Annotated in this window: 23 protein-coding genes; 10 read left to right on the forward strand and 13 right to left on the reverse strand. The window is 75.2% G+C overall.

Translation table 11 applies throughout. The features are described 5' to 3' along the window. The first annotated feature begins 12 nt into the window (after window positions 1-12). Entirely contained in the window at window positions 13-816 is an 804-nt protein-coding gene (locus ACYVOF_RS19080; protein ID WP_460869316.1) for a transglutaminase-like domain-containing protein, read from the forward strand. Window positions 817-908: 92 nt separating this feature from the next. Then, on the forward strand, window positions 909-1925 hold the full coding sequence (locus ACYVOF_RS19085; protein WP_460869438.1) for an alpha/beta fold hydrolase: 1017 nt from the start codon (window positions 909-911) through the stop codon (window positions 1923-1925). A gap of 13 nt (window positions 1926-1938) precedes the next feature. Here ACYVOF_RS19085 and ACYVOF_RS19090 read toward each other — a convergent pair whose 3' ends face one another. Further along, a complete protein-coding gene (locus ACYVOF_RS19090) occupies window positions 1939-2406 on the reverse strand; it encodes an SRPBCC family protein (RefSeq protein WP_460869318.1) in 468 nt (155 codons plus the stop codon). Window positions 2407-2546: 140 nt separating this feature from the next. Between ACYVOF_RS19090 and ACYVOF_RS19095 the strand changes: the two genes are divergently transcribed. Genes ACYVOF_RS19095 through hrpA form a run of 3 tightly spaced genes read left to right on the forward strand, consistent with a single transcriptional unit; the run spans window position 2547 to window position 9441 of the window. Next, on the forward strand, window positions 2547-5111 hold the full coding sequence (locus tag ACYVOF_RS19095) for a DEAD/DEAH box helicase (protein ID WP_460869320.1): 2565 nt from the start codon (window positions 2547-2549) through the stop codon (window positions 5109-5111). Then, entirely contained in the window at window positions 5108-5425 is a 318-nt protein-coding gene (locus tag ACYVOF_RS19100; protein ID WP_460869322.1) for a hypothetical protein, read from the forward strand. Before ACYVOF_RS19095 ends, ACYVOF_RS19100 begins: the two co-directional genes overlap by 4 nt. Window positions 5426-5454: 29 nt before the next feature. Then, window positions 5455-9441, forward strand: a complete 3987-nt coding sequence (gene hrpA, locus ACYVOF_RS19105; protein WP_460869324.1) for an ATP-dependent RNA helicase HrpA — start codon at window positions 5455-5457, stop codon at window positions 9439-9441. A 12-nt stretch (window positions 9442-9453) separates the two neighbouring features. Here the strand turns inward: hrpA and ACYVOF_RS19110 are convergent, their stop codons facing one another. Together ACYVOF_RS19110 and ACYVOF_RS19115 are read right to left on the reverse strand one after the other, a co-directional pair. Beyond that, the gene (locus tag ACYVOF_RS19110) at window positions 9454-11430 is read right to left on the reverse strand and encodes an acetoacetate--CoA ligase (RefSeq protein WP_460869326.1); all 1977 of its coding nucleotides are present in this window, start codon (window positions 11428-11430) and stop codon (window positions 9454-9456) included. Beyond that, window positions 11427-12200 carry a hypothetical protein gene (locus tag ACYVOF_RS19115; RefSeq protein WP_460869328.1) on the reverse strand — a complete coding sequence of 258 codons (774 nt, stop codon included), beginning with the start codon at window positions 12198-12200 and terminating at the stop codon, window positions 11427-11429. The genes ACYVOF_RS19110 and ACYVOF_RS19115 overlap by 4 nt, the downstream gene beginning before the upstream one ends. Before the next feature lie 18 nt (window positions 12201-12218). Here ACYVOF_RS19115 and ACYVOF_RS19120 point away from each other — a divergent pair, with 18 nt between their 5' ends. Both ACYVOF_RS19120 and ACYVOF_RS19125 read left to right on the forward strand, forming a co-directional pair. After that, the gene (locus ACYVOF_RS19120) at window positions 12219-12392 is read left to right on the forward strand and encodes a hypothetical protein (RefSeq protein ID WP_460869330.1); all 174 of its coding nucleotides are present in this window, start codon (window positions 12219-12221) and stop codon (window positions 12390-12392) included. Then, complete coding sequence (locus ACYVOF_RS19125; protein ID WP_460869332.1) at window positions 12389-13045, forward strand: DUF3105 domain-containing protein; 657 nt, start codon at window positions 12389-12391, stop codon at window positions 13043-13045. The genes ACYVOF_RS19120 and ACYVOF_RS19125 overlap by 4 nt, the downstream gene beginning before the upstream one ends. A 16-nt stretch (window positions 13046-13061) precedes the next feature. Here the strand turns inward: ACYVOF_RS19125 and ACYVOF_RS19130 are convergent, their stop codons facing one another. Next, the gene (locus tag ACYVOF_RS19130) at window positions 13062-13571 is read right to left on the reverse strand and encodes a 2'-5' RNA ligase family protein (RefSeq protein ID WP_460869334.1); all 510 of its coding nucleotides are present in this window, start codon (window positions 13569-13571) and stop codon (window positions 13062-13064) included. 31 nt (window positions 13572-13602) lie between these two features. Beyond that, entirely contained in the window at window positions 13603-14745 is a 1143-nt protein-coding gene (locus ACYVOF_RS19135) for an acyl-CoA dehydrogenase family protein (protein WP_460869337.1), read from the reverse strand. A gap of 83 nt (window positions 14746-14828) precedes the next feature. Between ACYVOF_RS19135 and ACYVOF_RS19140 the strand changes: the two genes are divergently transcribed. Both ACYVOF_RS19140 and ACYVOF_RS19145 read left to right on the forward strand, forming a co-directional pair. Beyond that, window positions 14829-15422 carry a TetR/AcrR family transcriptional regulator gene (locus tag ACYVOF_RS19140; protein ID WP_460869339.1) on the forward strand — a complete coding sequence of 198 codons (594 nt, stop codon included), beginning with the start codon at window positions 14829-14831 and terminating at the stop codon, window positions 15420-15422. 112 nt (window positions 15423-15534) lie between these two features. Beyond that, on the forward strand, window positions 15535-16239 hold the full coding sequence (locus ACYVOF_RS19145; RefSeq protein ID WP_460869341.1) for an NAD(P)-binding domain-containing protein: 705 nt from the start codon (window positions 15535-15537) through the stop codon (window positions 16237-16239). Window positions 16240-16400: 161 nt separating this feature from the next. On the opposite strand, the gene ACYVOF_RS19150 is transcribed toward ACYVOF_RS19145, so the two are convergent. From ACYVOF_RS19150 to ACYVOF_RS19165, 4 genes are all read right to left on the reverse strand, one after another. Continuing rightward, window positions 16401-17342, reverse strand: coding sequence for a hypothetical protein (locus tag ACYVOF_RS19150; protein ID WP_460869343.1), 942 nt, complete (start codon window positions 17340-17342; stop codon window positions 16401-16403). A 218-nt stretch (window positions 17343-17560) separates the two neighbouring features. Next, on the reverse strand, window positions 17561-20416 hold the full coding sequence (locus ACYVOF_RS19155) for a vitamin B12-dependent ribonucleotide reductase (RefSeq protein ID WP_460869346.1): 2856 nt from the start codon (window positions 20414-20416) through the stop codon (window positions 17561-17563). Between the two features lie 80 nt (window positions 20417-20496). Beyond that, window positions 20497-20961 (reverse strand): transcriptional regulator NrdR, encoded by a 465-nt coding sequence (gene nrdR / locus ACYVOF_RS19160; protein WP_460869348.1) that lies wholly within the window; start codon window positions 20959-20961, stop codon window positions 20497-20499. A gap of 278 nt (window positions 20962-21239) precedes the next feature. Next, window positions 21240-21746 (reverse strand): LysM peptidoglycan-binding domain-containing protein, encoded by a 507-nt coding sequence (locus ACYVOF_RS19165; RefSeq protein ID WP_460869350.1) that lies wholly within the window; start codon window positions 21744-21746, stop codon window positions 21240-21242. A 235-nt stretch (window positions 21747-21981) separates the two neighbouring features. Here ACYVOF_RS19165 and lexA point away from each other — a divergent pair, with 235 nt between their 5' ends. Further along, complete coding sequence (lexA, locus tag ACYVOF_RS19170) at window positions 21982-22740, forward strand: transcriptional repressor LexA (protein ID WP_460869352.1); 759 nt, start codon at window positions 21982-21984, stop codon at window positions 22738-22740. Window positions 22741-22765: 25 nt separating this feature from the next. Here lexA and ACYVOF_RS19175 read toward each other — a convergent pair whose 3' ends face one another. The 4 genes from ACYVOF_RS19175 to dapF all read right to left on the reverse strand — a co-directional run bounded on the left by ACYVOF_RS19175 (window position 22766) and on the right by dapF (window position 26334). After that, complete coding sequence (locus ACYVOF_RS19175) at window positions 22766-22954, reverse strand: hypothetical protein (RefSeq protein WP_460869355.1); 189 nt, start codon at window positions 22952-22954, stop codon at window positions 22766-22768. A gap of 113 nt (window positions 22955-23067) precedes the next feature. Further along, window positions 23068-23823, reverse strand: a complete 756-nt coding sequence (locus ACYVOF_RS19180; RefSeq protein WP_460869357.1) for a hypothetical protein — start codon at window positions 23821-23823, stop codon at window positions 23068-23070. A gap of 41 nt (window positions 23824-23864) precedes the next feature. Then, a complete protein-coding gene (hflX, locus tag ACYVOF_RS19185) occupies window positions 23865-25400 on the reverse strand; it encodes a GTPase HflX (protein WP_460869359.1) in 1536 nt (511 codons plus the stop codon). Window positions 25401-25485: 85 nt separating this feature from the next. Then, the gene (gene dapF, locus ACYVOF_RS19190; RefSeq protein WP_460869361.1) at window positions 25486-26334 is read right to left on the reverse strand and encodes a diaminopimelate epimerase; all 849 of its coding nucleotides are present in this window, start codon (window positions 26332-26334) and stop codon (window positions 25486-25488) included. Window positions 26335-26375 lie beyond the last annotated feature (41 nt).

Below are 26375 nucleotides of genomic sequence, written 5' to 3' on the forward strand. Positions count from 1 at the left end.
AGGATGACCGCCATGCAGCGCGCCGTGTACTCCCGGATCGAGCTCGACGTCATCGAGCCCGCCCACCTGGTGCTCCAGGTGGCGCCGGCGCGCCAGCCCGGTCTGACGATCGACGAGACCCTCGTCGTCGAGCTCGACGGTGCCCCGCAGGAGGCGCGCGAGGTCCCCGACGTCCATCGCGGCCGGGTCCACCTGCTCGACGCGGAGCCGGGCCGGCTGACGATCACCTACACCGGCCGGGTGACGGGCACGGCGGAGCCCATCGGGACCGAGCCGCTGGACCCCGAGACCTACCTGCGCCCCAGCCGCTACGCCGAGTCCGACCGGCTCGGGGCGATGGCCTACGCCGAGTTCGGACACCTGGGCACCCCCGCCGACCTGCTCGCGGGCGTGTCGTCGTGGGTCGGCGGCCGGCTCATCTACGTCCCCGGCAGCAGCGGACCCACCGACGGCGCCGTCGACACCATGCTGGCCCGCCAGGGCGTGTGCCGGGACTACGCCCACCTGGTCGTCGCGCTGCTGCGCGCCCGGGACGTGCCCGCCCGCCTGGTCGCCGTCTACGCCCCGGGCCTGGACCCCATGGACTTCCACGCGGTGGCCGAGGCCCACGTGGACGGGCACTGGCAGGTCGTCGACGCCACCCTGCTCGCGCCGCGCGCCAGCCTGCTGCGCATCTCCACCGGGCGCGACGCCGCCGACACCGCGTTCCTCTCCACCTACCGCGGCGTGGTCAACCTCGTCACCCAGGAGGTGCGGGCCACCGTGGACGGCGACCTGCCCGTCGAGGACGTCACCGAGCTCGTCGCCCTGGGCTGAGCGCGGCGCCGGGACGGACCGTCACCGGGACGCAACACCGGGGACACGTCGCAGCACCGGCGCCGCCTAGGTTGACGGTCGTGGGACGACCAGTGGCGCGGCGCACGGGCACGCTGCGGTCGGTGCCCGAGGACACCACCCGGCTGGAGTACCGCTCCATCCACGGCTACCGGCGCGCGTTCCGCGTCGCGGGGTCCGGGCCCCCGCTGGTGCTGGTGCACGGCATCGGGGACAACTCGCGCGCGTGGCGGCCGGTCATGGCCGAGCTGGCCCGCACCCACACCGTCGTCGCGCCGGACCTGCTGGGGCACGGCCGCTCCGACAAGCCCCGCGCCGACTACTCCGTGCCCGGCTACGCCAACGGCCTGCGCGACCTGCTCGGCGTCCTCGGGGTCGACTCCGCCACCGTCGTCGGCCACTCCCTCGGCGGCGGCGTGGCCATGCAGTTCGCCTACCAGTTCCCGGCCATGGTCGAGCGCCTGGTGCTCGTCTCCACCGGGGGTGTCACCAGCGAGGTCCACGCCCTGCTGCGGCTGGCCTCGCTGCCCGTCGCCGCCGAGGCGCTGGCCCTGCTGCGCCTGCCCGGGGTCCGCGGCGGGCTGCGCCTGGCGGGGTCGCTGCTCGACCGGGTCGGCGTGGACGCCGCCCACGACACCCCGAACCTCATGCGGGTGCTCGACGGCCTGCCGGACCCCACGGCGCGGGCCGCGTTCCTGCGCACCCTGCGCGGGGTGGTCGACTGGCGGGGCCAGGTGGTCACGATGCTGGACCGCAGCTACCTGACCCAGGGGATGCCCGTCCAGCTGGTGTGGGGCGAGAAGGACCTGCTCATCCCGGCCGCCCACGCCCGCCTCGCCCACGCGGCCATGCCCGGCTCCCGGCTGGAGGTCTTCGAGGGCGCCGGGCACTTCCCGTTCCGCGACGACCCGGAGCGCTTCGTCGACGTGGTGCGCCGCTTCCTCGCCGAGACCCGGCCCGGCCCCTACGACCAGGCGGCGTGGCGGGCGCTGCTGGCCACGGGGGGCCCGGAGGACGCGCTGACCGGTCCCCCGGCGCTGCGGGCGCGCGTGCGGGAGCTGATGGCCACCGACGAGCGGGGCGCCACCTGAGCGACTGGTGCGGTCAGCCGCCGAAGCGACGGGCCAGCCCGCGCAGCGTCTCCTCGATGCCGCCGGCGTTCTTCGCCGGCTGGCCGAGCAGCTCGAGCATCTTCGGCGCCTTCGCCGTGGAGTAGTCGAACGTCTCGGTGACCTGCGTGTGGCCCGCGTCGGTGCCGGCGAACTCCCAGCGCCACTTGTGGCCCATCGGGTGCTGCCACTCTACCAGCCGGTCGTCCTCGAAGGCGGTGACCCGGCTGGTGATCTTGTACGGCACCCCGTACTGCTTCATGCCGACCGAGAAGGTGGCTCCCGAGGAGAGCCGCTCCGGGCCGGAGACCGTGTCGCGGACCGTGCCGGAGCCGTCGATCTCGTGGTGGCGGTGGGGGTCGGCGACCAGCGCGAACACCTCCCCGACCGGGGCGGCGACGGTGGTCTGCCGCGCCACCTTGCGGGGACCGGCGTCCAGCGGGCTGACCTCGGGGCCGCTCACGGGTGCCCGACCGGGCGCGGGGACGGCGTGCGGACGGGCGCGGGGCGCAGCGGGACCACCATGGGCGCAACCTACCGGCGCCCCGCGACGCGCGCCCGGCTGGTCCCGCGGCGGTCGCAGCGGGCACCATCGGTCCCACCATGACCGCACCCCCCACCGCGACCCCGGCCGGCGCCGGCGCGACGACCACCAGCGCCCCGACCCTGACCGACCGGCTGCGCGCCGCCGCCCCCGACGGCCGGCCGGACCCCGACGCGGTGTGGGACGTGCTCACCGCCTGGGTGGGCGAGCGCGGCCTGACGCTGTACCCGGCGCAGGAGGAGGCGATCCTCGAGGTCCTCGCCGGCTCGCACGTCATCCTCTCCACCCCCACCGGCTCGGGGAAGTCGCTGGTCGCGGTGGCCGCGCACGCCGCCGCCCTGGCCCGGGGCGAGCGCAGCTGGTACACCGCGCCCATCAAGGCGCTGGTCAGCGAGAAGTTCTTCGACCTGTGCGCGGTGTTCGGCACCGAGAACGTCGGGATGGTCACCGGCGACGCCTCGGTCAACGCGGACGCGCCCGTCGTGTGCGCCACCGCGGAGATCGTGGCCAACCTCGCCCTGCGCGAGGGGGCGGGCGCCGACCTCGGCCAGGTGGTGATGGACGAGTTCCACTACTACTCCGAGCCGGACCGCGGCTGGGCCTGGCAGGTGCCGCTCATCGAGCTGCCCCAGGCCCAGCACGTCCTGATGTCCGCCACCCTGGGCGACACCGACGTCTTCGCCCGTGACCTCGAGCGGCGCACCGGCCGGCCGTGCGCCCAGGTCACCGGGACGGTGCGCCCGGTCCCGCTGTTCTTCTCCTACGTGCTCACCCCGCTGCAGGAGACGGTGGAGGAGCTGCTCACCACCGGCGGGGCCCCGGTCTACGTCGTGCACTTCACCCAGGCCGCGGCCCTGGAGCGGGCCCAGGCGCTGACCAGCGTGCCCATGACGAGCAAGGCGGAGAAGGCCGCGATCGCTGAGCTCATCGGGGAGTTCCGGTTCGCCACCGGGTTCGGCCGGACCCTGTCCCGGCTGGTGCGCCAGGGCATCGGGGTGCACCACGCCGGGATGCTGCCGAAGTACCGCCGCCTCGTGGAGCGCCTCACCCAGGCCGGGCTGCTCAAGGTCGTGTGCGGCACCGACACCCTCGGCGTGGGCATCAACGTGCCCATCCGCACCGTGGTGCTCACCGGGCTGACCAAGTACGACGGCACCCGGCAGCGCCGCCTCAAGGCCCGTGAGTTCCACCAGATCGCGGGCCGCGCCGGCCGGGCCGGGCACGACACCCTCGGCACCGTGGTGGTCCAGGCCCCGGAGCACGACGTGGAGCACGCCCGCCGGGTGGCCAAGGCCGGGGACGACCCCAAGAAGCTGAAGAAGGTGCAGCGCACCAAGGCGCCCGAGGGCTTCGTGTCGTGGTCGCAGCAGACCTTCGACAACCTCGTCACCGCCGAGCCCGAGGCGCTGGTGTCCCGCTTCCGGGTGACGAACTCCATGCTGCTGGCCGTGATCAGCCGCCCCGGCGACGCGTTCGAGAACATGCGCCACCTGCTCACCGACAACCACGAGCCCCCCGCCGCGCAGCGCCGCCACGTGCGCCGCGCCATCGCGCTGTACCGGGGCCTGCGCGACACCGGCATCGTCGAGGTGCTCCCCCACCCCGACGCGCAGGGCCGCACCGTCGCCCTGACGGTCGACCTGCCGCGGGACTTCGCGCTCGACCAGCCGCTGTCGACCTTCGCCCTCGCCGCGCTCGACCTGCTCGACGTCGAGGCCCCCACCTTCGCCCTCGACGTGGTCTCCGTCGTCGAGTCCACCCTGGACGACCCCCGCCAGGTGCTGCTGGCCCAGCGCCACGCCGCCCGGGGCGAGGCGGTGGCGGCGATGAAGGCCGAGGGCCTCGAGTACGACGAGCGCATGGAGCTGCTCGAGGAGGTCACGTGGCCGATGCCGCTGGCCGAGCTGCTGCTGCCGATGTTCGAGACCTACCAGGCCGGGCACCCGTGGCTGGCCGAGCACCCGCTCTCCCCCAAGTCCGTGGTCCGGGACATGGTCGAGCGGTCGATGACGTTCGCCGAGCTGGTCTCGACCTACCAGCTGGCCCGCTCCGAGGGCCTGGTGCTGCGCTACCTCACCGACGCCTACCGGGCGCTGCGCCGCACCGTGCCCGAGGCCTTCCGCACCGACGAGCTCGTCGACCTCACGGAGTGGCTGGGCGAGACGGTGCGCGGGGTCGACTCCAGCCTGCTCGACGAGTGGGAGCAGCTCACCCACCCCGACGGTCCGGCCGCGGGCGCGCAGGCCGCGCTCGACGCCCCCGCCCGCGCCGTCACCGCCAACCCGCGCGCGTTCCGGGTGCTGGTGCGCAACGCGCTGTTCCGCCGGGTGACGCTGGCCGCCCGCCGCGCGTGGGCCGCGCTGGACGAGCTCGACCCCGACGTCGGCTGGGAGGACGCCCTGACGGGCTACCTCGACGAGCACGACGAGGTCGGCGCCGGGCCGGACGCGCGGGGGCCGGGGTTGTTCCGGGTGACCGAGCACGGCCGGCGGTGGGAGGTGCGCCAGGTGCTCGACGACCCGGCCGGGGACCACGACTGGGTCGTCGACGCCACGGTCGACCTCGACGCCTCCGACGAGGCGGACGAGGTCGTGCTCGAGGTCACCGCGGTGCACCGGCTGTGAGCGGGGGGCGCGACCGGCTGCGGCGGGCGGTGGGCTGGCTGGTGCGCGACCGCACCACCGGGCACGTCGTCATCGGCCAGCGGCCCAACGCCGCCATCCTCGTCGTGGTCGCGGCCACGGTGCTGCGCTGGCTGGTCGTCGACACCGGGCTGTGGACGGCGCCCGGCACCGCGCTGCGGGTGGTGGCGGCGCTCGCGCTGGCGTGGTGGGGCGTCGACGAGCTGGTGCGCGGGGTCAACCCGCTGCGGCGCGGCCTCGGGGTCGTCGTGCTGGCCTACCTCGCCCTGGTCCGGGTGCCCGCCCTGCTGGGCTGACCCCCCGCCCTCAGTACGCTTGACCCGACATGACGACCAGCTCCGAGCCCCGCCCGACGACCCGCGCGGACCTGCTGGCCCGGCTCGACGAGGTCTCCCTGCTCGATGCGCACCGGCTGCGCCGCCGCCTCGAGGGCGGTCGCCGCAGGGGTCGGGGCCGGGGCAGCCGCGCCGGCTCGGCCCCCGACCTGGACCGGCTGGCCGCCGACGTCGCCACCGCGCAGGCCCGGGTGGCGCACCGCCGCGGTGTCGTGCCCGAGCTGCGCTACCCCGAGCAGCTGCCCGTCGTCGCCCGGCGCGAGGACATCGCCGCCGCCATCGCCGAGCACCAGGTCGTCGTCGTCGCGGGCGAGACGGGCTCGGGCAAGACCACGCAGCTGCCCAAGATCTGCCTCGAGCTCGGCCGCGGGGTCCGCGGCACCATCGGGCACACCCAGCCGCGGCGCATCGCCGCCCGCACCGTGGCCGAGCGCATCGCCGAGGAGCTCGAGGTCGACCTCGGCGGGGCCGTCGGCTACGCCGTGCGGTTCACCGACCAGGTCTCCGACGACACCCTGGTCAAGCTGATGACCGACGGCATCCTGCTCGCCGAGATCCAGCGCGACCCCATGCTGTGGCGCTACGACACCCTCATCATCGACGAGGCCCACGAGCGCAGCCTGAACATCGACTTCCTGCTCGGCTACCTCGCGACCCTGCTGCCGCGCCGGCCCGACCTCAAGGTCGTCATCACCTCGGCCACGATCGACCCGCAGCGCTTCGCCGCCCACTTCTCCCGCCCGGGGGCGCCGGTGCCGGTGGTCGAGGTGTCGGGCCGCACGTTCCCCGTCGAGGTCCGCTACCGGCCGCTGACCGAGCTGCGCGGCGACGAGCTCGTCGACCGCGACCCCGTCGAGGCGGTGGGCGACGCCGTGGCCGAGCTGTTCGCGGCGGGCGACGGAGACGTCCTGGTGTTCCTCTCCGGGGAGCGCGAGATCCGCGACACCGCGGACGCGCTGCGGGAGCGGGGCTTCCCCGCCACCGAGGTGCTGCCGCTCTACGCCCGGCTCTCCGCCGCCGAGCAGCACCGCGTGTTCGAGCGCCCGCCCGCCGGGGTCCGCCGCCGGGTGGTGCTGGCCACGAACGTCGCCGAGACGTCGCTGACCGTGCCGGGGATCCGCTACGTGGTCGACCCGGGCACGGCGCGGATCTCCCGGTACAGCCTGCGCACCAAGGTGCAGCGGCTGCCCATCGAGCCCGTCAGCCAGGCCTCCGCCCGGCAGCGGGCCGGCCGGTGCGGGCGCGTGGCCGACGGCATCTGCATCCGGCTCTACGCCGAGGACGACTTCGACGCCCGGCCGGAGTTCACCGACCCGGAGATCCTGCGCACCAACCTGGCCTCGGTGATCCTGCAGATGGCGTCGCTGCGCCTCGGCGCGGTGGCCGACTTCCCGTTCGTCGACCCGCCCGACCCGCGCGCGGTCCGCGACGGCGTGGCCCTGCTGACCGAGCTCGGGGCGCTGGAGACCGGTGGCGAGGGCGGGTCCGAGCCCGGCGCGGTGGCGCTGACCGCGATCGGCCGGGAGCTCGCCGCGCTGCCGGTGGACCCCCGGATGGCCCGGATGCTGCTGGCCGCCAACGCCACCGGGTGCCTGCGCGAGGTGCTCGTCATCGTCTCGGCGATGTCCATCCAGGACGTCCGGGAGCGGCCCGAGGAGCACCGGGCCGCGGCCGACGCCCGGCACGCCCGCTTCACCGACCCCACCTCCGACTTCCTCGCGTACCTCAACCTGTGGCGGCACCTGCGCGCCCAGCGCGACGAGCTGAGCTCGAACCAGTTCCGACGGCAGTGCAAGGCCGACTTCCTGCACTGGCTGCGCATCCGGGAGTGGCAGGACCTGCACGGCCAGCTCCGCCAGATCTGCGCCGGCCTCGGGTGGGACACCCGCTCCGGGGGCGGTCCCGACGGCGCCGCGGCCACCGCCGCCCCGGACACCGTGCACAAGGCCCTGCTCGCCGGGCTGCTCAGCCACGTCGGGCTCCGCGAGGGCGAGACCCGGGAGTACCTCGGGGCCCGCGGCGCCCACTTCGCGGTGTTCCCCGGCTCGTCGCTGGCCCGCAAGCAGCCCCGCTTCGCCATGGTCGGCGAGCTGGTGGAGACCTCCCGGCTGTGGGGCCGCACCGTGGCGCGCATCGACCCGCTCTGGGCCGAGGAGGCCGCCCCGCACCTGGTGCGGCGCAGCCACTCCGAGCCGCACTGGTCGATCAAGCGGGGTGCGGCGATGGCGACGGAGAAGGTGACCCTGTTCGGGGTGCCGCTCGTCACCGACCGGTTGGTCCCACTGCACCGCGTCGACCCCGTCACCTCGCGGGACCTGTTCCTGCGCCACGCCCTGGTGCAGGGCGACTGGCGCACCCGCCACCGCTTCTTCCACGCCAACCGCGCGCTGCTCGACGACGTGGGCGAGCTGGAGACCCGGGCGCGGCGGCGCGACATCCTGGTCGACGACGACACCCTGCACGCCTTCTACGACGCCCGGGTGCCCGCCGAGGTGGTCAGCGCGCGGCACTTCGACTCCTGGTGGAAGAAGGCCTCCCGCAGCGACCCCGACCTGCTGACGTTCACCCCCGAGGTCGTCACCAACCCCGCCGCCGCGGCCGTCGCCGAGGGCGACTTCCCCACCGCCTGGGCGCAGGGCGAGCTGCGCCTGGACCTGCACTACGCCTTCGACCCCGCCAGCCCGCACGACGGGATCAGCGTGGACGTGCCGGTGGACCTGCTGAACCAGGTGCGCGACACCGGCTTCGACTGGCTGGTCCCCGGCCTGCGCGAGGAGCTGTTCACCGCGCTGGTCCGGTCGCTGCCGAAGGGCCTGCGTCGCACCGTGGTCCCGGCGCCCGACTTCGCCCGGGCCGCGCTGGCCCGGGTCACGCCGCGCTCCGCCCCGGTGCCCGTCGCCCTGGCCACCGCCCTCAAGGAGCTCGGCGGCTCCGGCATCGACCCGTCGGACTTCGACCTCACCGCCGTGCCCGCCCACCTGCGCATGCACGTCCGCGTGCTCGACGCCCACGGCCGGGTCGTCGGGGAGGGCGAGGACCTCACCGCCCTGCAGGAGCAGCTGCGCAGCGACGTCCGCGAGGCCGTGGCGGGCGCGGTGGGCGGGGTGGAGCGCACCGGGCTCACCGCGTGGCCGGACGACCTGGCCGAGGTGCCGCGCACCGTGTCCCACGAGGCCGGGGGCCGACGGGTGGTCGGCTACCCCGCGCTGGTCGACACCGGGGCGGCGGTCGACGTGCGGGTGCTGGCCAGCCCGGCCGAGCAGGCGGCGGCGATGGCGGCGGGCACCCGGCGGCTGCTGCTCCTCGGAGCGGGGGTGCCCGGCTCGAAGGTCCTGGCCGGGCTGGGCAACGCGGCCAAGCTGGCGCTGAGCCAGAACCCGCACGGCGGGCTGCCCGCCCTGGTCACCGACTGCACCGGGGCCGCCGTCGACGCGCTGCTCGCCGAGGCCGGGGGTCCGGTGTGGACCCGGGACGAGTTCCGGGAGCTGCTCACCGGGGTGCGCGCCGTGCTGCCGGCCCGCGCCCGGGCGGCGCTGGACGCGGCCCGGCCGGTGCTGGCGGAGGCCTCCCGGGTGCGCCTGGCCCTGACCGGGGTGTCGGGCCCGGTGGGCGAGGCGGTGGCCGCGGACGTGACGGCGCAGCTGGCCGAGCTGGTCCCCGCCGGGTTCGTCACCGACGTCGGCGTGGCCCGGCTGCCGGACGTGGCGCGCTACCTGCAGGCCGCGCTGCGCCGGGTGGAGGCGCTGCCCGCCAGCGCGGCCCGCGACACCCAGGGCCGGGCGGTGCTGGCCGAGCTGGCCGAGGAGTTCGACCACGCGGTGGACGCGCTGCCCGTGGACCGGCGCGCGTCCGCCGAGGTCGACGCGATCTGGTGGCAGCTGCAGGAGCTGCGGGTCAGCCTCTTCGCCCAGACGCTGCGGACCGCGGTGCCCGTCTCCCCCAAGCGCATCCGCACCGCGCTGGCCGCGCTGCGCTGACCCGGGCCGTCGCTAGCGCGCGCGGTGCTCGGCGCCGAGGCGGACGAACTGCTCGACCAGCGTCGGGTCGTCCAGCGCGCCCAGGCTCAGGGCCGTCTCCGGGTCCGCCCCCTGCAGCACCCGCTTCACCGGCACCTCCACCTTCTTGCCGGTGCGGGTGTGCGGCAGCGCCGGCACCTCGGTGATCTCGTCGGGCACGTGGCGCGGGGAGGCGTCGCGGCGCAGCGCGACCCGGAGCCGGTCGCGCAGGTCGTCGTCGAGCACGGCGCCGTCGGCCAGGACCAGGAACAGCGGCATCCAGTACGAGCCGTCGGGCATCTCCGCGCCGATGACGAGCGCCTCGCGCACCTCGTCGAACGCCTCCACCACCTCGTAGATGTCCGCGCTGCCCAGCCGCACCCCCTGCCGGTTCAGCGTCGAGTCCGACCGGCCGTGCACGACGACCGTGCCGCGGCCGGTCAGGGTGATCCAGTCACCGTGGCGCCACACCCCGGGGAAGGTGTCGAAGTAGGCGGCGTGCTGCTTGGCCCCGTCCGGGTCGTCCCAGAAGTGGACGGGCATCGACGGCATGGGCCGGGTGACCACGAGCTCGCCGACCTCGTCGCGCACCGGCTCGCCCGCCGGGGAGTAGGCGTCGAGCGCGACACCGAGGGAGGCACACGAGATCTCGCCTTCCCACACCGGCACCGTGGGCGCTCCCCCGACGAAGGCGGCGGCCACGTCGGTGCCGCCCGAGGTCGACACCAGCTGAACCCGCGGGTCGACCTCGTCGCGCACCCACCCCCACGCCTGGGTGTGCAGGGTCGAGCCCGTCACCCCGATGGTGTGCAGGGCGGCGAGGTCGTGCTCGGCCCCGGGGTGCAGGCCGGCCTTCTCCGAGGCGAGCAGGAACCCGGGGCTTGTGCCGAACACGGTCACCCCGGCGTCGGACACCACCTGCCACAACCGGTCCGGGCTGGGGTGCACGGGGTTGCCGTCGTAGAACACGATGCCGGCGCCGGTCAGCAGCCCGCCCACGGTCAGGTTCCACATCATCCAGTTCGGCGTGGTGTACCAGAACAGCGTCTGCCCGGGGCCGAGGCCGAGCTGCAGGGCCAGGTCCTTGAGGTGGGTGAGCACGATGCCGCCGTGGCCGTGCACGATGCCCTTGGGCTTGCCGGTGGTCCCCGAGGAATAGAGCACCCACAGCGGGTGGTCGAACGGGACCTGCTCGTGGGCCGGCTCACCCGGGGTGCCCAGCCCGTCGGACCACCGCAGCGCGGTGACCCCGTCGGGCAGCGCGGCGGGCTCGCCGAGACCCAGGTGGTCGACGTGGACGACGGCGCGCAGCCCGGGCAGCCGCCCGGCGAGGTCGGCGACGGCCTCGCGCCGGTCGTGGCGGCGGCCGCCGAAGTCGTAGCCGTCGGCCGCGACCAGCACGACCGGCCCGAGCTGGGCGAAGCGGTCGGACGCGGCCGCGGGCCCGTAGTCCTGCCCGCACGCCGACCACACCGCCCCGAGCGAGGCGGTGGCCAGGAAGGCGACCAGCGGGACGCGGGTGGTGGGCAGGTAGCCGACGACGCGGTCGCCCCGGCCCACGCCCAGCCCCCGCAGCGCGGCGGCCACCGCGGCCACCTCCGCGCGCAGCTGCGCCCGGGTGGTGCGCACCGGCTCCCCGGTCTCGCCGACCTCGGTGACGACGACTGCATCACCGTCCCCGGCCAGCGCCCGCTCGGCGTAGCTGAGCTCGACCTCGGGGAACCACCGCGCGCCCGGCATGCGGTCCTCGGCGAGGACGACGCCCGGCTCTCCGGGCATGCCCAGCTGCTCCCACACGAGGGCCCAGAACCCGTCGAGGTCTGTCACCGACCACGCGTGCAGGTCGGCGTAGGCGGTGAGGTCGCGGCCGGTCCGCTCGGAGGCGACGCGGGCGAAGCGGGCCAGCGGGCTGTCCGCGGCGTCGGGGCCGGGGGTCCAGAACGGCTGCGGGGCATCGGCGGTCGCGGTCATCGGCCCTCCTGGGGCTGCGTCGGGTGGGCGGGCCGCAGGGCGCGCGGCAGCAGGCGGGGCGGCAGGCCGCGGGTGAGCGCCTCCGCGGCGCGGACCAGCGGTCGCGCGTCGGGGGCGGGTCCGGGCCGGCGGGGCGGTCCGGTGTCGACGGTGATCTCGGGGCCGAGGGTGGCGCCGAGCAGCTCGAGGCCGTCGCCGGACCAGAAGCGGCCCGGGTCGTACCAGTTCACCTTGCGGCCGGTCTCGAGCAGCCCCATCGCCTCGTAGGTGATGGCGAGGACCTCGGCGCAGTACGCGCTCTCGACCCCGTTCCCGGCGCGCCGGCGCCCCGGGAGCACCCCGGGGACCCGCCCGGCGAACCAACGCCCGGCGAGCTTGGCCGACGAGGGGAACGCGGTGCCGTCAAGCCGGGCGATGGTCCGCATCACCGCGTCCTCGGCCTCGCGGCCCACCGGGGGGTCGAGCTGGCGCAGCCAGGCCTGCTGGCCGTAGCGCTGCGCCCAGGTGGTGACGGCGTCGTGCAGGTCGTGCAGCTGCACCCCGCGCTGGTGGTTGCCGGTCCACGCGTCGGGCAGCGAGGCACCGAGCTCGGCGTGCCACATCAGCGGGGGCAGGTCGTCCAGCACCACGGACATCCCGACGTGGTTGACCGGGGAGTTCGTCAGCGTCTGGATGGCACGGTCGGGCCCGGAGCGGCCGCGGAACAACCACACGTCGCCGGTGCGGGTCAGCTCGACCGCGGCGGCGAGGTCGACCCCGGGGCGCGGCATGGTCGCTACCCTAGGCACGTGCGGTGGTGGAAGGTGCTCGGTCTGGCCGGTGTCGCGGGCGTCGCCGCCTCCGGGGCCGCGGTGGCGCGCAGCGAGCGCGCCCGCCGCTCCTACAGCGCCGACGAGGTGCGCGAGCGGTTGCACGCCCGCGCCGCGGCCACGAACGACGGGCCGGCGGCCCCGCCCCGGTGAGCCGGACGCCCGCCCGGGTCGTCCTGCTCGGCGTCGCGGCCGTGGTGGCCACGGCCTGCGCCGCACCGGCCCCGCCCGAGGCCACCCCGGTGGACACGAGCGCCTTCGTGCCCGGCCCCGACGACCCGGACCCGTCGACCCGCATCCCCGGGGTCGTGGTGACCAAGCACGTCTCCACCCACGTCACCGCCACGCAGCGCGTCGACTACCGGCAGAGCCCGCCCGACGGCGGTGCGCACGACCAGGTGTGGGCCGACTGCACCGGGGTGGTCTACCCCGACGGGCTGCGCACCGAGAACGCGGTGCACTCCCTGGAGCACGGTGCGGTGTGGCTGACGTGGGACCCGGCGACGGCCGACGCCGCGACGGTGCGGGCCCTCACCGAGCGGGTCACCGGCCGGCCGTACCTGCTCGCCTCCCCGTACCCGGGCCAGCCGAGCACGGTGTCGGTGCAGTCGTGGGGCCGCCAGCTGCAGCTGGACTCGGCCACCGACCCCCGGATCGACCAGTTCGTCACCGCGCTGCGGCAGAACCCGTCGACCACCCCGGAGCCGGGTGCGAGCTGCACGATCCCGCCGGCGCTGTTCGACCGGGCCGACCCGCCCCCGTTCGACAGCTCCCCGGTCGGCCCCGGGGCGGCGCGGCAGAACTAGGCCACCAGGCGCCTCGTCAGCCCAGGCGCCACTCCCGCTTGGCCTCGCCGTCCCAGCGGCGCACCGCCACGGCCCGGCCGGTGACCTCCTGGACGGGGCGCAGCACCCGCAGCGCGCGGTCGAGCTCGTCGTCGGTGAGGCGGTGGGCCAGCGTGACGTGCGGCGTCCACGCCCCCGGGCCGGTGTGGGCGACGGCGTCACCCACCGTGGCGGCCACGCGGGCCTGCAGCGCGAGCAGGGCGGCGCTCGGCACGACCAGCCGGGCGAGCACACCGCGGCGGCCCCCGAGGACCAGCAGGCCGCCCAGGGTGAGCGGGAGCGGGACGTCGTCGGCGACCGGTACCAGCGCCTCGTCCTGCTCGGCCGTCAGCGCCTCGGCGACGGCCAGGGTGACGTGCGGCCGGTTGGACTCCCCGGTGTGGCGGGCCTGGCTGGGCAGGCCGGCGTCGGCGAGCGCCGTCCACTGCGCGCGGACGGCCGCGTCGGACCCGTCGTCGAGCAGCAGCTCGACCGACTGCACCGCCATCGTGGCCCCTCCCCCGTCGACCGCGACGACCCTAGGCGCCCGCGAGCTGGCGGGCGATGACGAGCCGCTGGATCTGGTTGGTGCCCTCGAAGATCTGCATGATCTTGGCCTCCCGCATGAAGCGCTCCAGCGGGAAGTCCCGGGTGTAGCCGTAGCCGCCGAGCACCTGCACCCCGTCGGTGGTGACCTTCATGGCAGCGTCGGTGGCGACGAGCTTGGCCACGCTGGCCTGCCGGGAGTAGGGCAGCCCGGCGTCGCGGCGACGGGCGGCGTCGAGGTAGGTGGCGCGGGCGGAGTCGACGGCGGCGGCCATGTCGGCGAGCAGGAACCCCAGGCCCTGGTGGTCGATGATCCGGCGGCCGAACGTGGTCCGCTCCCTGGCGTAGGCGACGGCGTGCTCCAGCGCCCCCTGTGCGAGACCCACGGCCACGGCGGCGATCCCGAGCCGGCCGGAGTCCAGCGCGGCGAACGCGATGGGCAATCCCTGGCCCTCGTCGCCGATGCGGCGGCCCGCCTCGAGCACGGCGTCGTCGTACTGCGCGCTGGCCGTGGGGATCGCGCGCAGCCCCATCTTCTCCTCCGGCCGGTCGAAGCTCAGGCCGTCGAGGTCGCGCGGGACGAGGAAGCAGGTGACGCCCTTGCTCCCCTCCCCCGTGCGCAGGAACGTCGTGTAGAAGTCGGCGGTGCCGCCGTTGGTGATCCACGCCTTCGTCCCCGAGACCCGGTACCCGCCGTCGACGGCGACGGCCTTGCACTGCAGCGCGGCGGCGTCGGACCCGGCCTGCGGCTCGGAGAGCGAGTAGGCGCCGAGCAGGGTGCCGCCGAGCATCTCCGGCAGCCACCGCTGCTGCTGCGCGGGGGTGCCGTAGGTGGCCAGCGGGAAGCAGCTCAGCCCGTGCACGCTGGTGGCCACGGCGACCGCGGCCCACCGGGCGCCGAGCTCCTCGAGGACCTGCAGGTACACCTCGTAGGGCTGACCGCCCCCGCCCTGCTCCTCCGCGTAGGGCAGCCCGAGCAGCCCCGCCTCGCCGAGGAGGCCGAACAGACCCTCGGGGAACGTCTCGTCGCGCTCGTGGGAGGCCACCCGGGTGGCGAGCTCCTTGTCCGCCAGGTCGCGGGTGAGCTCGAGGAGGTCGTGCGCCTCCTGGCTGGGGAGCATGCGGTCGACGGGCACGGGACCTCCGGGCGGTGCGGGACGAGCGAGGTGTACGGGCGGCGGTACCTCCGTACTGTCTCACGCATGGCACGGTCCCACGCATGACGGTCGCGGTGGCTCGGCGGACGGCCCGGCAGACCCAGCTGCTCGATGAGCTGGTGGCCCTGGTGCTGGCCGAGGGGTTCGCCGACCTCACCCTCGACGACGTCGCGGCCCGGCTGCGGTGCTCGAAGTCCACGCTGTACGCGGTGGCCCGCAGCCGCGAGCAGCTGGTGCGCGAGGCGGTGGTGGCGTTCTTCGCCGCCTCGACCGCGGCGGTGGAGGCGGCCGTGCTCGAGGTCTCGGGGCCGGGGGCCGGGACGCACCGCGAGCGGGTGGCCGCCTACCTGCGGGCGGTCGCCACCGCGCTGCGCCCGGCCTCGCCCGCCTTCGTGGCCGACCTGGCGTCCTTCGCGCCGGCCCGGGAGGTCTACGAGCGCAACACCACCGCGGCCGCGGCCCGGGTGCGCCAGCTGGTCGACGACGGGGTGGCGGCGGGCGAGTTCCGGGCGGTGCACGCAGCGTTCGTGGCCGACGTGGTCGCCGCGACGATGGTGCGCATCCAGCAGCGGCAGGTCGCCGCCGCCACCGGGCTGGACGACGCCGCCGCGTACGACGAGCTGGCCGACCTGGTGCTGCACGCCGTGACGGCCTGACCCCGGGGGCTCGCCCGCGATCGGGCCGCGTCCGTCGTCGTGGCGACCACCCGCGCTGCCCGATCGGTCCCGGTCCGGGAACAGCCCCGCCGCCCCCGCGGTTCCGCTGGTCATGACGACGATCGGGTTCCTCGGAAGCGGCAACATCGGCTCGACCCTCGCGCGGGTGTTCCTCGCCGAGGGCCACGACGTGGTGATGAGCAACTCGCGCGGTCCGGAGACGCTCAGCGAGCTGGTGCTCGACCTCGGGGACCGGGCCCGGGCCGCGACCGCCGAGGAGGCGGCCGAGGCCGGCGAGGTGGTCGTGGTGACGATCCCGTTGAAGAACTACCGGGACGTGCCCGTCGAGCCGCTGCGCGGCAAGGTCGTCATCGACACGAACAACTACTACCCGGAGCGCGACGGGCAGATCCCCGAGCTGGACGACGAGTCCACGACCACCTCGGAGCTGCTGCAGGCGCACCTGCCGGAGTCGCACGTGGTCAAGATGTTCAACGCGATCTACTTCGGCCACCTCGGGGCGCAGGGCCGCCCGCCGGAGTCCCCGGACCGCCGGGCGCTGCCCATGGCCGGCGACGACGACAACGCCAAGGTCGTGGTGCAGGAGCTGGTGGCCGAGATCGGGTTCGACGTGGTCGACGCCGGGCCGCTGGCCGAGGGGTGGCGCTTCCAGCGCGACACGCCCGCCTACGTCGTCGGCGCGACCGTGCCCGAGCTGCGCGAGCTCCTCGGCCAGGCGAAGCGCTACGCGGACATGACCGACGAGGACCGCGCCCGCACCCAGCAGCGCGCCGAGGCGTACTTCGCCGCGCACTGACCGCGGCCCGGGCCCCCTCGGGTACATCCCGCGGGCTCGATGCACTCCCGAGGCCCCGCCGGGAGCATCGAGCCCGCTGGTTGTCGTTGCAGTGCCAGTGGTCGTCATCTCGCCCGGGTGACGACCACTGGCACTCCAGTTGCGCTGCGGGGTGGTGCTGCTCAGGGGCGCTGGGTGCAGAGCACGCGCAGGGCGACCAGGACGTCCGCGGCGTGCTCGTCGTCGCGGCCCGCCTCGCGCAGCCGCTCCACCAGCCCCAGCGCGACGGCCTCGACCTCGTCCTCGTCCTCCCCGGTCGCGGCCGCGAGCTCCCACGACGGCTGCCCGAGGTGCGGCACCAGCGTCCGCTCCAGCGGGGTGAGGCCGCGCCACAGCTGCTCGGCCGTGTCGAGGACGAGCACGCCGAGCTCGGGCCCGTCCTCCTGCGGCCCGCTCGCACCGTCGGCGAACCGGTCGGTCAGCACCGGCTTCGCCTCCCGCGGCGGACGGGCCGACACCCGCTGGTGCACGAGGTGGGCGAGGTCGTCGAGCCGGACCCGTTCCCCGACCGCGGTGAGGACGGCGACCCCGAGGCGGAACAGCACGTCCTGGGTGGCGAGGACGGCGCGGTCGCCCGAGGTGCGGCGCTCCACCGGGACGCCCTCGAGCACGGCGGCGACGCGGTCCAGGGCGTCGGGGTCCGCGCGCCACGTGGTGCTCGCCGCCCCGGGCACCCACCACAGGACGGGGAACAGCTCGTCACCCTCGTCGTGGCCGAGAGTCAGGTCCGCGGTCATCACCGACTCGGTCAGCCGCTCCCGCAGCTCGGGGTAGGTCCAGCCGGTGGCGCGCTCCTCGAGCTGGCGCTCGAGCTCGTCGGTCAGCACCCGGGTCAGCGTCGCGTCGTCCTCGGCCCGGGTCCAGGCGCCCATGAGGAAGCCGGTGCGGAACGCCTCGAGCTCCTGGCGGGCGACGTAACCGGCCAGCCACCACGTCCACGCGAGGTGCGGGGCGGGCGGCACGAACCCGCGGCGGCCGGCGACGTCCCACACCACGCGCTGCAGCAGCGCCCGGGTCTCCTCGCCGGCGCGCCCGTCGGCCGCCAGCTCGTCGTACGCGCCCACCACACCTCCGTCGTCCCCGGGCGCGCACGGTGCGCCCCCCGTCCACTGTCCTCGCCGCGGCGGTGTCCCGCGGGACCGTCCGCCGCCGCACCCCGGTCGGGCAGCGCCCGTCGTCACCAAGACCACTCCTGCTGCCGGACCGGGCGCCGCCCGGCGGGGCTCCGCGCAGCACGCGACCCCGGCCCTCGAGGAGGACCGGGGTCGCGTGACGCCGGGTGCTAGCTGCAGCCCGAGGTGGAGCCGCAGCCCTCGCAGACGTAGCAGCTGCCCGCCGGGCGCATGGCCGTGCCGCAGGTCATGCACAGCGGGGCGTCGATGGCGCGACCCTGCACGGCGGCCAGCAGCTCGGTGGAGCTGCCGATCGACGAGGGCACCCGCACCCCGGCGACGTCGGCCTCCGGACCGGTGCCGGTGTCGACCCCGGACCGCAGGGCCTCCACGTCGACCTCGACGTCGGCGACCGCGGGCGCGGTGCCCGGGGCGGAGTAGTCCGTCGCCGCGACCTGCGCCGCGCGCTCCTCCGCGGAGAAGATGCCCAGCTCGGCGCGCTTCTCCCGGGGCAGGTGGTCCAGGGCCAGGCGGCGGAACAGGTAGTCCACCACCGAGCTCGCGATGCGGACGTCCGGGTCGTCGGTCATCCCCGACGGCTCGAAGCGCATGTTGACGAACTTCGACACGTAGGTCTCCAGCGGCACGCCGTACTGCAGCGCGATGGAGATCGCCATGGAGAAGGCGTCCATGACCCCCGAGAGGGTGGAGCCCTGCTTGCTCATCTTGACGAAGATCTCGCCGAGCCCGGCGTCGGGGTACTCCCCCGCCGTCACGTAGCCCTCGGCACCGCCGACGGCGAAGGAGACGGTCTGCCCGGAGCGCTTCTTGGGCAGGCGCTTGCGCGTCGGGCCCGCGGCGACGACCTCGACGGCCGCGGTCTTGTCCGAGGACTTGGAGCCCGAGCTGCCGGCCGAGAGGGGCTGGCCGACCTTGCAGTTGTCGCGGTAGATGGCCAGCGCCTTGATGCCGAGCTTCCAGCTCTGGAAGTAGATGTCCTCGACCTCGGCCACGGTCGCCGTCTCCGGCATGTTCACCGTCTTGGAGATGGCCCCGGACAGGAACGGCTGGGCCGCGGCCATCATCCGGACGTGGCCCATGGGGGCGATGGCGCGCTCGCCCATGGCGCAGTCGAACACCTCGTAGTGCTCCGGCTTGAGGCCGGGGGCGTCGATGACGTGGCCCTTGGCCGCGATGTGCTCGACGATCGCCTCGACCTGCTCCTCCTGGTAGCCCAGCGAGGTCAGCGCGCGCGGCACCGTCTGGTTGACGATCTGCATCGACCCGCCACCGACGAGCTTCTTGAACTTGACCAGCGAGAAGTCCGGCTCGATGCCGGTGGTGTCGCAGTCCATCATGAAGCCGATGGTGCCGGTGGGGGCGAGCACGGAGGCCTGGGCGTTGCGCCAGCCGTTGCGCTCACCGATCTTCAGGCCCTCCTGCCAGGCGGCGGTGGCCGCCTTGTGCACGGAGCCGTCGGTGGCGTGCAGGGTGCGGACGAGGTCGTTGGCCGCGGCGTGCTTGCGCATGACCCGGCTGTGGGCGTCGGCGTTGCGGGCGTAGCCCTCGTAGGGCCCGACGACCCCGGCCAGCTCGGCGGAGCGCTTGTAGGCGGTGCCCGTCATGAGCGAGGTGATGGACGCGGCCAGCGCCCGGCCGCCGTCGGAGTCGTAGGCGTGCCCGGTGGCCATGAGCAGCGCGCCGAGGTTGGCGTAGCCGATGCCCAGCTGGCGGAACTTCCGCGTGGTGTCGCCGATGGGCTCGGTCGGGAAGTCCGCGAAGCAGATCGAGATGTCCATCGCGGTGATGATGAGCTCGACGGCCTTGCCGAAGGTGGCCGAGTCGAACCCGCCGTCGGCGGTCAGGAACGACATCAGGTTCAGCGAGGCGAGGTTGCAGCTGGAGTTGTCCAGGTGCATGTACTCGCTGCACGGGTTGGACGCGGAGATGCGGCCCGACTCGGGGCAGGTGTGCCAGTCGTTGATGGTGCCGTCGTACTGGATGCCCGGGTCCGCGCACTCCCACGCCGCCTGGGCGATGGTGTGGAACAGCGACTTCGCGTCGACGGTCTCGATGACCTCGTTGTCCTGGCGACCGCGCAGGCCGAACTCGCCGCCCTGCTCGACGGCGCGCATGAAGTCGTCGGAGACGCGGACCGAGTTGTTGGCGTTCTGGTACTGGACGCTGGTGATGTCCGACCCGCCGAGGTCCATGTCGTAGCCCGCGTCGCGGAGCACGCGGATCTTGTTCTCCTCCTTGGCCTTCGTCTCCACGAACTCCACGATGTCGGGGTGGTCGACGTCGAGGACGACCATCTTGGCCGCGCGGCGGGTGGCGCCACCGGACTTGATGGTGCCGGCGGACGCGTCGGCGCCGCGCATGAAGGAGACGGGGCCCGAGGCGGTGCCGCCCGAGGACAGCAGCTCCTTGGACGAGCGGATGCGGGAGAGGTTCAGCCCGGCACCGGAGCCGCCCTTGAAGATCAGGCCCTCCTCGCGGTACCAGTTCAGGATCGAGTCCATCGTGTCGTCGACGGCGAGGATGAAGCACGCGCTGACCTGCTGCGGCGACTTCGTGCCCACGTTGAACCACACGGGGCTGTTGAAGCTGAACACCTGGTGCAGCAGCATCCAGGTGAGCTCGTGGTCGAAGATCTCCGCGTCGGTCTCGGAGGCGAAGTAGCCGTGCTCGAGGCCGGCGGCCGTGTACGTGCTGACCACCCGGTCGATGAGCTGGCGCAGGCTCTGCTCCCGGGACTCCGAGCCGGCGGCGCCGCGGAAGTACTTGCTGGTGACGATGTTGACGGCGTTGAGCGACCAGCTCTCGGGGAACTCCACACCGCGCTGCTCGAAGTTGACGGTGCCGTCGCGCCAGTTGGTCATCACCACGTCGCGGCGGGCCCAGGTCACCTCGTCGTAGGGGTGGACGCCCTCGGTGGTGTAGACGCGGTCCATCCGCAGGCCGAGCTTGCGCCCGTCCGAGGACGGGCTCGCGGAGCTGGTGGACTGGCCGACGGTCTCGGTCATGGGCAGGACCTCTCTCGGTGCTGGGTGCTGGGTGCTCGGTGCTGGTGGTGCTGCTGGCTGGGGCGTGCGGGCGGTGCTGCTCAGGCGGTCGGTGGGGCGGGGTCGGCCGCGCGCAGCGACCGGATCTCCTTCTCGAAGTCCTCCGCGGAGGTGAAGGCGCGGTAGACCGAGGCGAACCGGAGGTAGGCGACCTCGTCGAGCTCGCGGAGCGGCCCGAGGATGGCCAGGCCGACGTCCTGGCTGCCGACCTCGGCCGACCCGGCGGCCCGCACCTGCTCCTCGACCTGCTGGGCGAGCTGGTCGAGCTGGTCGTCGTCGACGGGACGGCCCTGGCACGCGCGCCGCACGCCCCGGACCACCTTCTCCCGGCTGAACGGCTCGGTCACCCCGCTGCGCTTGGCCACCGAGAGCACCGCGGTCTCGACGGTGGTGAACCGCTTGCCGCACGACGGGCAGGACCGCCGGCGGCGGATCGCCTGGCCCTCGTCGGCCTCGCGGGAGTCGACCACCCGGGAGTCGGAGTGGCGGCAGAACGGGCAGTGCACGGTGCTGCTCCCTCCCCCGGCCGGTGGCGTCGAGGACCGTGGTGGGACGGGTGCCGTGCCCGCTCCCCGACCCCCGGCCCTGTGGACGGACCGGTGCACAGCCTGGGGGCCGGCGGTGGACAACCCACCCCAACCTGTGGACTAACTACATCCGTGTAAGTACTAGATGTTGTGGTGGAGAGTAATCCCGGCACCAGCTGTGGGGCAAGCAGGAACGCCCCTCCCGCGTGAACGAGCACGCCCTCAGGCGTGTCGGCGGCGTCACCCGGCGTGTCGCGTCAGCGCACCACCGCGGCGGCCGCGGGCACCGTGATCGTCTGCCCGGCGCGGACCGCCGGGGAGCCGAGCCCGTTGAGCTCGACGATCCGGTCGACGACCGCCTGGCGCGGGGCGTCGGGCGCCGCGCGGCCCGCGATGGCGCTCAGGGTGTCACCGGGCTGCACCTGGACCACGGCCGTCGACGTGGGCACCCCCGGGGTGCCCGGGGCGAGCAGCTGGGAGACCCCGACGACGACCAGGGCGGCCAGCAGGGCGAGGACGGACAGGGCGGTGCCGACCCGGGTGCGCACCTGGGCCGCCGTCGGCGCGGCCGCCGGGCGGGCGGGGCGCGCGGTGGTGGTGACCGGGCCGTACGCGGTGAGCCGGCCACCCGGGCGCGTGGTGTCCCGGGACCGGGCCGGCCGCACCGGGGTGCGGGGGACGCCGCCCGAGCGCGCGGCGGAGCCGGGGAGGGCCCCGGCGGGGGCGGGACCGGTGACGACGGGCCTGGTGGTGGTGGTGCTCATGGCGGACCTCCTGCTCCGGTACGGGCCGCGGACCGGCTCCCGCCGACCTCGAACACCCGTTCGATCGAACAACTGAGCGATGTCTACCAGGACGCCCCGACAATCTCGACGGCAACCGGCGTGTCGGTCGAACACATGTTTGAACCGTGACCTCCGCGGCGATACCGTCGGCGTCACCGCAGGCACGCCCGGCGCGGGCGGGGCGAGGCGGCAGACGAGAGGGAGGACGACCACGATGAGCAGTGGCGAGACGAGCGGGCGACGGGGCTCGACCGGCGGGCGGGCCGCGGGCCCGGCGACGGGCACCACCGACGAGGCCGTCCCCGCCGCCGACGGGCTCACCCCCCGCCAGCGCCGCGTGCTCGAGGTGATCCGGGAGGCCGTGGAGGACCGCGGCTACCCGCCGAGCGTGCGCGAGATCGGCGACGCCGTCGGCCTCACCTCCACGTCCTCGGTCGCCCACCAGCTCAAGGCGCTCGAGCGCAAGGGCTACCTGCGGCGCGACCCGAACCGGCCCCGCGCCGTCGACGTCCGCATGCCCGGCGAGGCCCCCGCCGCCCGCGAGGACCGCGACGCCGACCAGCTCGCCGCAGTCGCCCAGGCCGGTCCCGAGCTGCCGACCCCGACCTTCGTCCCCGTCCTCGGCCGCATCGCCGCCGGCGGGCCGATCCTGGCCGAGCAGGCCGTCGAGGAGGTCTTCCCGCTGCCCCGCGAGCTGGTCGGCGACGGCTCGCTGTTCCTGCTCCGCGTGGTCGGGGAGTCGATGGTCGACGCCGCCATCTGCGACGGCGACTGGGTCGTGGTGCGCCAGCAGCCGGTGGCCGACAACGGCGACGTCGTCGCGGCCATGATCGACGGCGAGGCCACCGTGAAGACGTTCCGACGCCGCGACGGCCACGTCTGGCTGCTCCCGCACAACCCCGCGTTCGAGCCGATCGACGGCGACGAGGCCACCGTCCTCGGCAAGGTCGTCACCGTGATGCGGCGGCTGTAGGCCCGCGGCGGGAAGGCGCTGCGGGCTACCGCCGGGAGCGGCGGACCGCCAGCGCCAGCCCCGCCGCGGCGAGGACCACGGCGGCCGCCACCCCGACCACGACCCGGCTCGACGCCCCGCCGGCGGCGCCCTCGGGCGAGGCCGCCGCTGTGCCCGGGCGGGACGGCACCACCGCGGCCGGGCCCGGGGACGGCGAGGCCGGCGGGGACGGCACGGGACCCGCAGCTCCGCCCCGCAGCGCGGCCACCACGCCGGGCACCTCCCGCACCGGGGGCTCGGCCGACCCCCCGGCCTGCTCCCCCGCCGAGAGCAGGGTGCCGTCCGCGGTCAGCGCGACCGCCTCCCCCTGCGGCTCGTCGGCAGGGGGACCTGCAGCGGGGTCCGGGCCAGCGCGGCCAGCAGGTCGCCGTCGGGCGCGTCGTAGACCCAGGCGTCGGTGTAGGTGCGCAGCGCCAGCGCGGTGCCGTCCGGCGAGACCGCGCCCCCGGTGACCAGCACCGAGCCGAACGACCCGAGCGGCCCACCCGGCGTGCTCGTGGGCCCGAGCGTCACGGTGCCCACGCGCGCCAGCGGGGTCGGGCCGGGGGTGGCGAGCGGACCGGTGGCGGCGTAGACCCCGGCGGCGCCACCGATCTCCTTGGTGACCACCAGCGGCACCCCGTCCCGGCCGACGAGCAGGGCCTCCGCGTCGTGCGGCCCGTCGGGGTAGGTGAGCCGGTGCAGCACGACCCCGGTCTCGCCCACCGCCGCACTGTCCAGCACGAGCAGGGCCACCGTGTCGCGGGCGCGGCGGTTGTCGCCGGTGTCGGCGAGCCACAGCGTCCCGTCCGGGCCGGCGGCGAGGTCCTCCACGTCGTAGGGGTCGACGTCGGCCGTGGTCGTCCCCGTCGCGGCGCACCCGGCGTCGAGGTGCACCACCTGCGGCGCCGCGCCGCCGTCCCCGACCGCCAGGACGTCCCCGTCCCGGGCGACCATCCCGGAGAGCTCGGTGAGCCGGGGGTCGTCCGGGGTGCACCGCACCTGCGGGGCCGGTACGGGCCCCGGCGCGGCCGACGCGGCTCCCGCGCCGGCGAGCAGCAGCACGACGGTGGCGAGGCCGCCGCCGAGCCGCGGGAGGAGCGGCCTCAGCGGACCGGGTCGACGGCGAAGCCGGCCAGCACGTGGCCCAGCCCGCCGCGGACCTTGGCGTGCAGCTCGGTGCCGTCCGCGGTGTGGACCTCGGCGAGCACCTCACCCTCCTGGTGCACCCGGGCCACCAGGTCGCCCCGGGTGTAGGGCAGCAGCACCCGCACCTCGTGGGCGGGGTGGGGCAGCAGCTCGGCCAGGGTGTCGCGCAACCGGTCGACGCCCTCGCCGGAGTGGGCGGAGACGAACAGCGCGTCCGGCAGCACCCCGGCCAGCTGGGCCAGCACCACCGGGTCGGCCGCGTCGACCTTGTTCACCACGACGAGCTCGCGGGGCAGCTCGGTCCCCCGCTCCTCGGCCACCTCGACCAGCACCCGGCGCACGGCCGAGACCTGGTCGAGGGGGAGCGCGTCGGAGCCGTCGACCACGTGGACCAGCAGGTCGGCCCCGGCCACCTCCTCCAGCGTCGAGCGGAACGCCTCGACCAGCTGGGTCGGCAGGTGCCGGACGAACCCGACGGTGTCGGTGAGCACGTACTCGCGGCCGTCGGGCAGCTGGGCGCGCCGCGTCGTCGGGTCGAGGGTGGCGAACAGCGCGTCCTGCACCAGCACCCCCGCGTCGGTGAGCGCGTTGAGCAGGCTCGACTTGCCCGCGTTGGTGTAGCCGACGATGGCCGCACCCGGCACCTCGTTGCGGCGGCGGCTGTCGCGCTTGGTCTCGCGGGCCTGCTTCATCGCGCGGATCTCGCGACGCAGCTTGGCCATGCGGTCGCGGATGCGGCGCCGGTCGGTCTCGATCTTGGTCTCACCCGGGCCGCGGGTGCCCACCCCGCCGCCGGCGCCACCTCCGGCACCACCGGCCTGCCGGGACATCGACTCACCCCAGCCGCGCAGCCGCGGCAGCATGTACTCCATCTGAGCCAGCGCGACCTGCGCCTTGCCCTCCCGGGACGTGGCGTGCTGGGCGAAGATGTCCAGGATCAGCGCGGTCCGGTCGATGACCTTGACCTTGACGACCTTCTCCAGCGCCGTCAGCTGGGCCGGGGTCAGCTCGCCGTCGCAGATCACGGTGTCCGCGCCGGTGGCCAGCACCACCTCGCGCAGCTCCTGGGCCTTGCCGGAGCCGATGTAGGTGGCCGGGTCCGGGGTGGCGCGGCGCTGCACGAGGCCCTCGAGCACCTCCGAGCCCGCCGTCTCGGCCAGGGCGGCCAGCTCGACGAGCCGGGCGTCGGCCTGCTCGGCGGTGCCCTCGGTCCAGACGCCGACCAGCACGACGCGCTCGAGGCGCAGCTGGCGGTACTCGACCTCGGTGACGTCGGTGAGCTCGGTGGACAGCCCGCCGACGCGGCGCAGCGACGACCGCTCGTCGAGCTGCAGCTCACCGGTGGTGGGGTCCGCCCCGCGCCGGTCGCGCACGGGGCGCAGCTCGGGCACGTCGGCGGTGTCGAGGTCGACCACGTCGGGGCCGGCGGGCTCGCTCGGGGCGAGGGCGGCGTCGCGGTCGTCGGGCGCGGGGGCACTGGTGGCGTTGTTCATGTGCCCCCATGGTCCCACGGGCCACCCCCGGTGCGCAGCGGGTTTCTCCCAGGGCCGAGCCGCGCGGGCCCGGGCGCGCCCCGGGTCAGTGCGAGGACCACCACACCGGGTCGAGCCGGCCGCGCGCGACGACCGTGGCCGGGCCCCGCAGCACGGTGGTGCGCTCGTCCACGGCCACCTGCAGCGACCCCCCGGGGGTGCGCACCGCCACCGACCCGGTCGACTCCCCCGCCGCGTGCAGCGCCGCCACGACCGCGGCGACCGTGCCCGTGCCGCAGGACCTGGTCTCGCCCACACCGCGCTCGTGCACCCGCACCGTCACCGCCCCGGCCACGAGCGGGGTCACCAGCTCGACGTTGGCGCCGCGGGGGAACACCGCCGGGTCGAGCACCGGGTGCCCGGTCAGGTCGAGGCCGGCGAGGTCCGCCTCGAGCGAGGCGTCCACCACCGCCAGGTGGGGGTTGCCCAGGTCGAGCACCTCCCCCGACCACGACCGGCCTGCGAGGTCGACGCTCGCGCGCCCGCCCGAGCGGGCCGGCCCCATGTCGACGGAGACGTCCGCGGTGGAGCCGTCGTGGCGGTGCACCACGACGGGCCGCGCCCCGGCCCGCGAGCCGACGACGAACGCGGTGTCCGTGCCGAGGCCCAGGGCGAGCACGAGGTGGGCGAACACCCGCACCCCGTTGCCGCACATCTCGGCCACGGACCCGTCCGCGTTGCGGTAGTCCATGAACCAGCCGTCCTCGGCGACGCCGTCGGGCAGCGGCTCGCCCAGCGCCCCGCCGCGGACCACGCGCAGCACCCCGTCGGCCCCGATCCCGCCCCGCCGGTCGCACAGCGCGGCCACCCGCGCGGGCGTCAGGTCGAGCTCCCCGTCCGGGTCGGGCAGCACCACGAAGTCGTTCTGCGTGCCGTGCGCCTTCAGGAAGTCCACACTCCCAGGATAAGCGGGTGTCCGTGTTGTCCCGCTCACAG

It is taken from the genome of Rhodococcus aerolatus, from assembly GCF_054783215.1.

Excerpts from the sequence above, each read along its gene's own strand:
- ACYVOF_RS19165 (WP_460869350.1), bottom strand. The coding sequence starts at position 21,746 with ATGAGCACCACCACCACCAGGCCCGTCGTCACCGGTCCCGCCCCCGCC.
- lexA (WP_460869352.1), top strand. The coding sequence starts at position 21,982 with ATGAGCAGTGGCGAGACGAGCGGGCGACGGGGCTCGACCGGCGGGCGG.
- ACYVOF_RS19095 (WP_460869320.1), top strand. The coding sequence starts at position 2,547 with ATGACCGCACCCCCCACCGCGACCCCGGCCGGCGCCGGCGCGACGACC.
- hflX (WP_460869359.1), bottom strand. The coding sequence starts at position 25,400 with ATGAACAACGCCACCAGTGCCCCCGCGCCCGACGACCGCGACGCCGCC.
- ACYVOF_RS19115 (WP_460869328.1), bottom strand. The coding sequence starts at position 12,200 with ATGCCGCGCCCCGGGGTCGACCTCGCCGCCGCGGTCGAGCTGACCCGC.
- ACYVOF_RS19130 (WP_460869334.1), bottom strand. The coding sequence starts at position 13,571 with ATGGCGGTGCAGTCGGTCGAGCTGCTGCTCGACGACGGGTCCGACGCG.
- ACYVOF_RS19155 (WP_460869346.1), bottom strand. The coding sequence starts at position 20,416 with ATGACCGAGACCGTCGGCCAGTCCACCAGCTCCGCGAGCCCGTCCTCG.
- ACYVOF_RS19080 (WP_460869316.1), top strand. The coding sequence starts at position 13 with ATGCAGCGCGCCGTGTACTCCCGGATCGAGCTCGACGTCATCGAGCCC.
- ACYVOF_RS19140 (WP_460869339.1), top strand. The coding sequence starts at position 14,829 with ATGACGGTCGCGGTGGCTCGGCGGACGGCCCGGCAGACCCAGCTGCTC.
- hrpA (WP_460869324.1), top strand. The coding sequence starts at position 5,455 with ATGACGACCAGCTCCGAGCCCCGCCCGACGACCCGCGCGGACCTGCTG.
- ACYVOF_RS19110 (WP_460869326.1), bottom strand. The coding sequence starts at position 11,430 with ATGACCGCGACCGCCGATGCCCCGCAGCCGTTCTGGACCCCCGGCCCC.
- ACYVOF_RS19145 (WP_460869341.1), top strand. The coding sequence starts at position 15,535 with ATGACGACGATCGGGTTCCTCGGAAGCGGCAACATCGGCTCGACCCTC.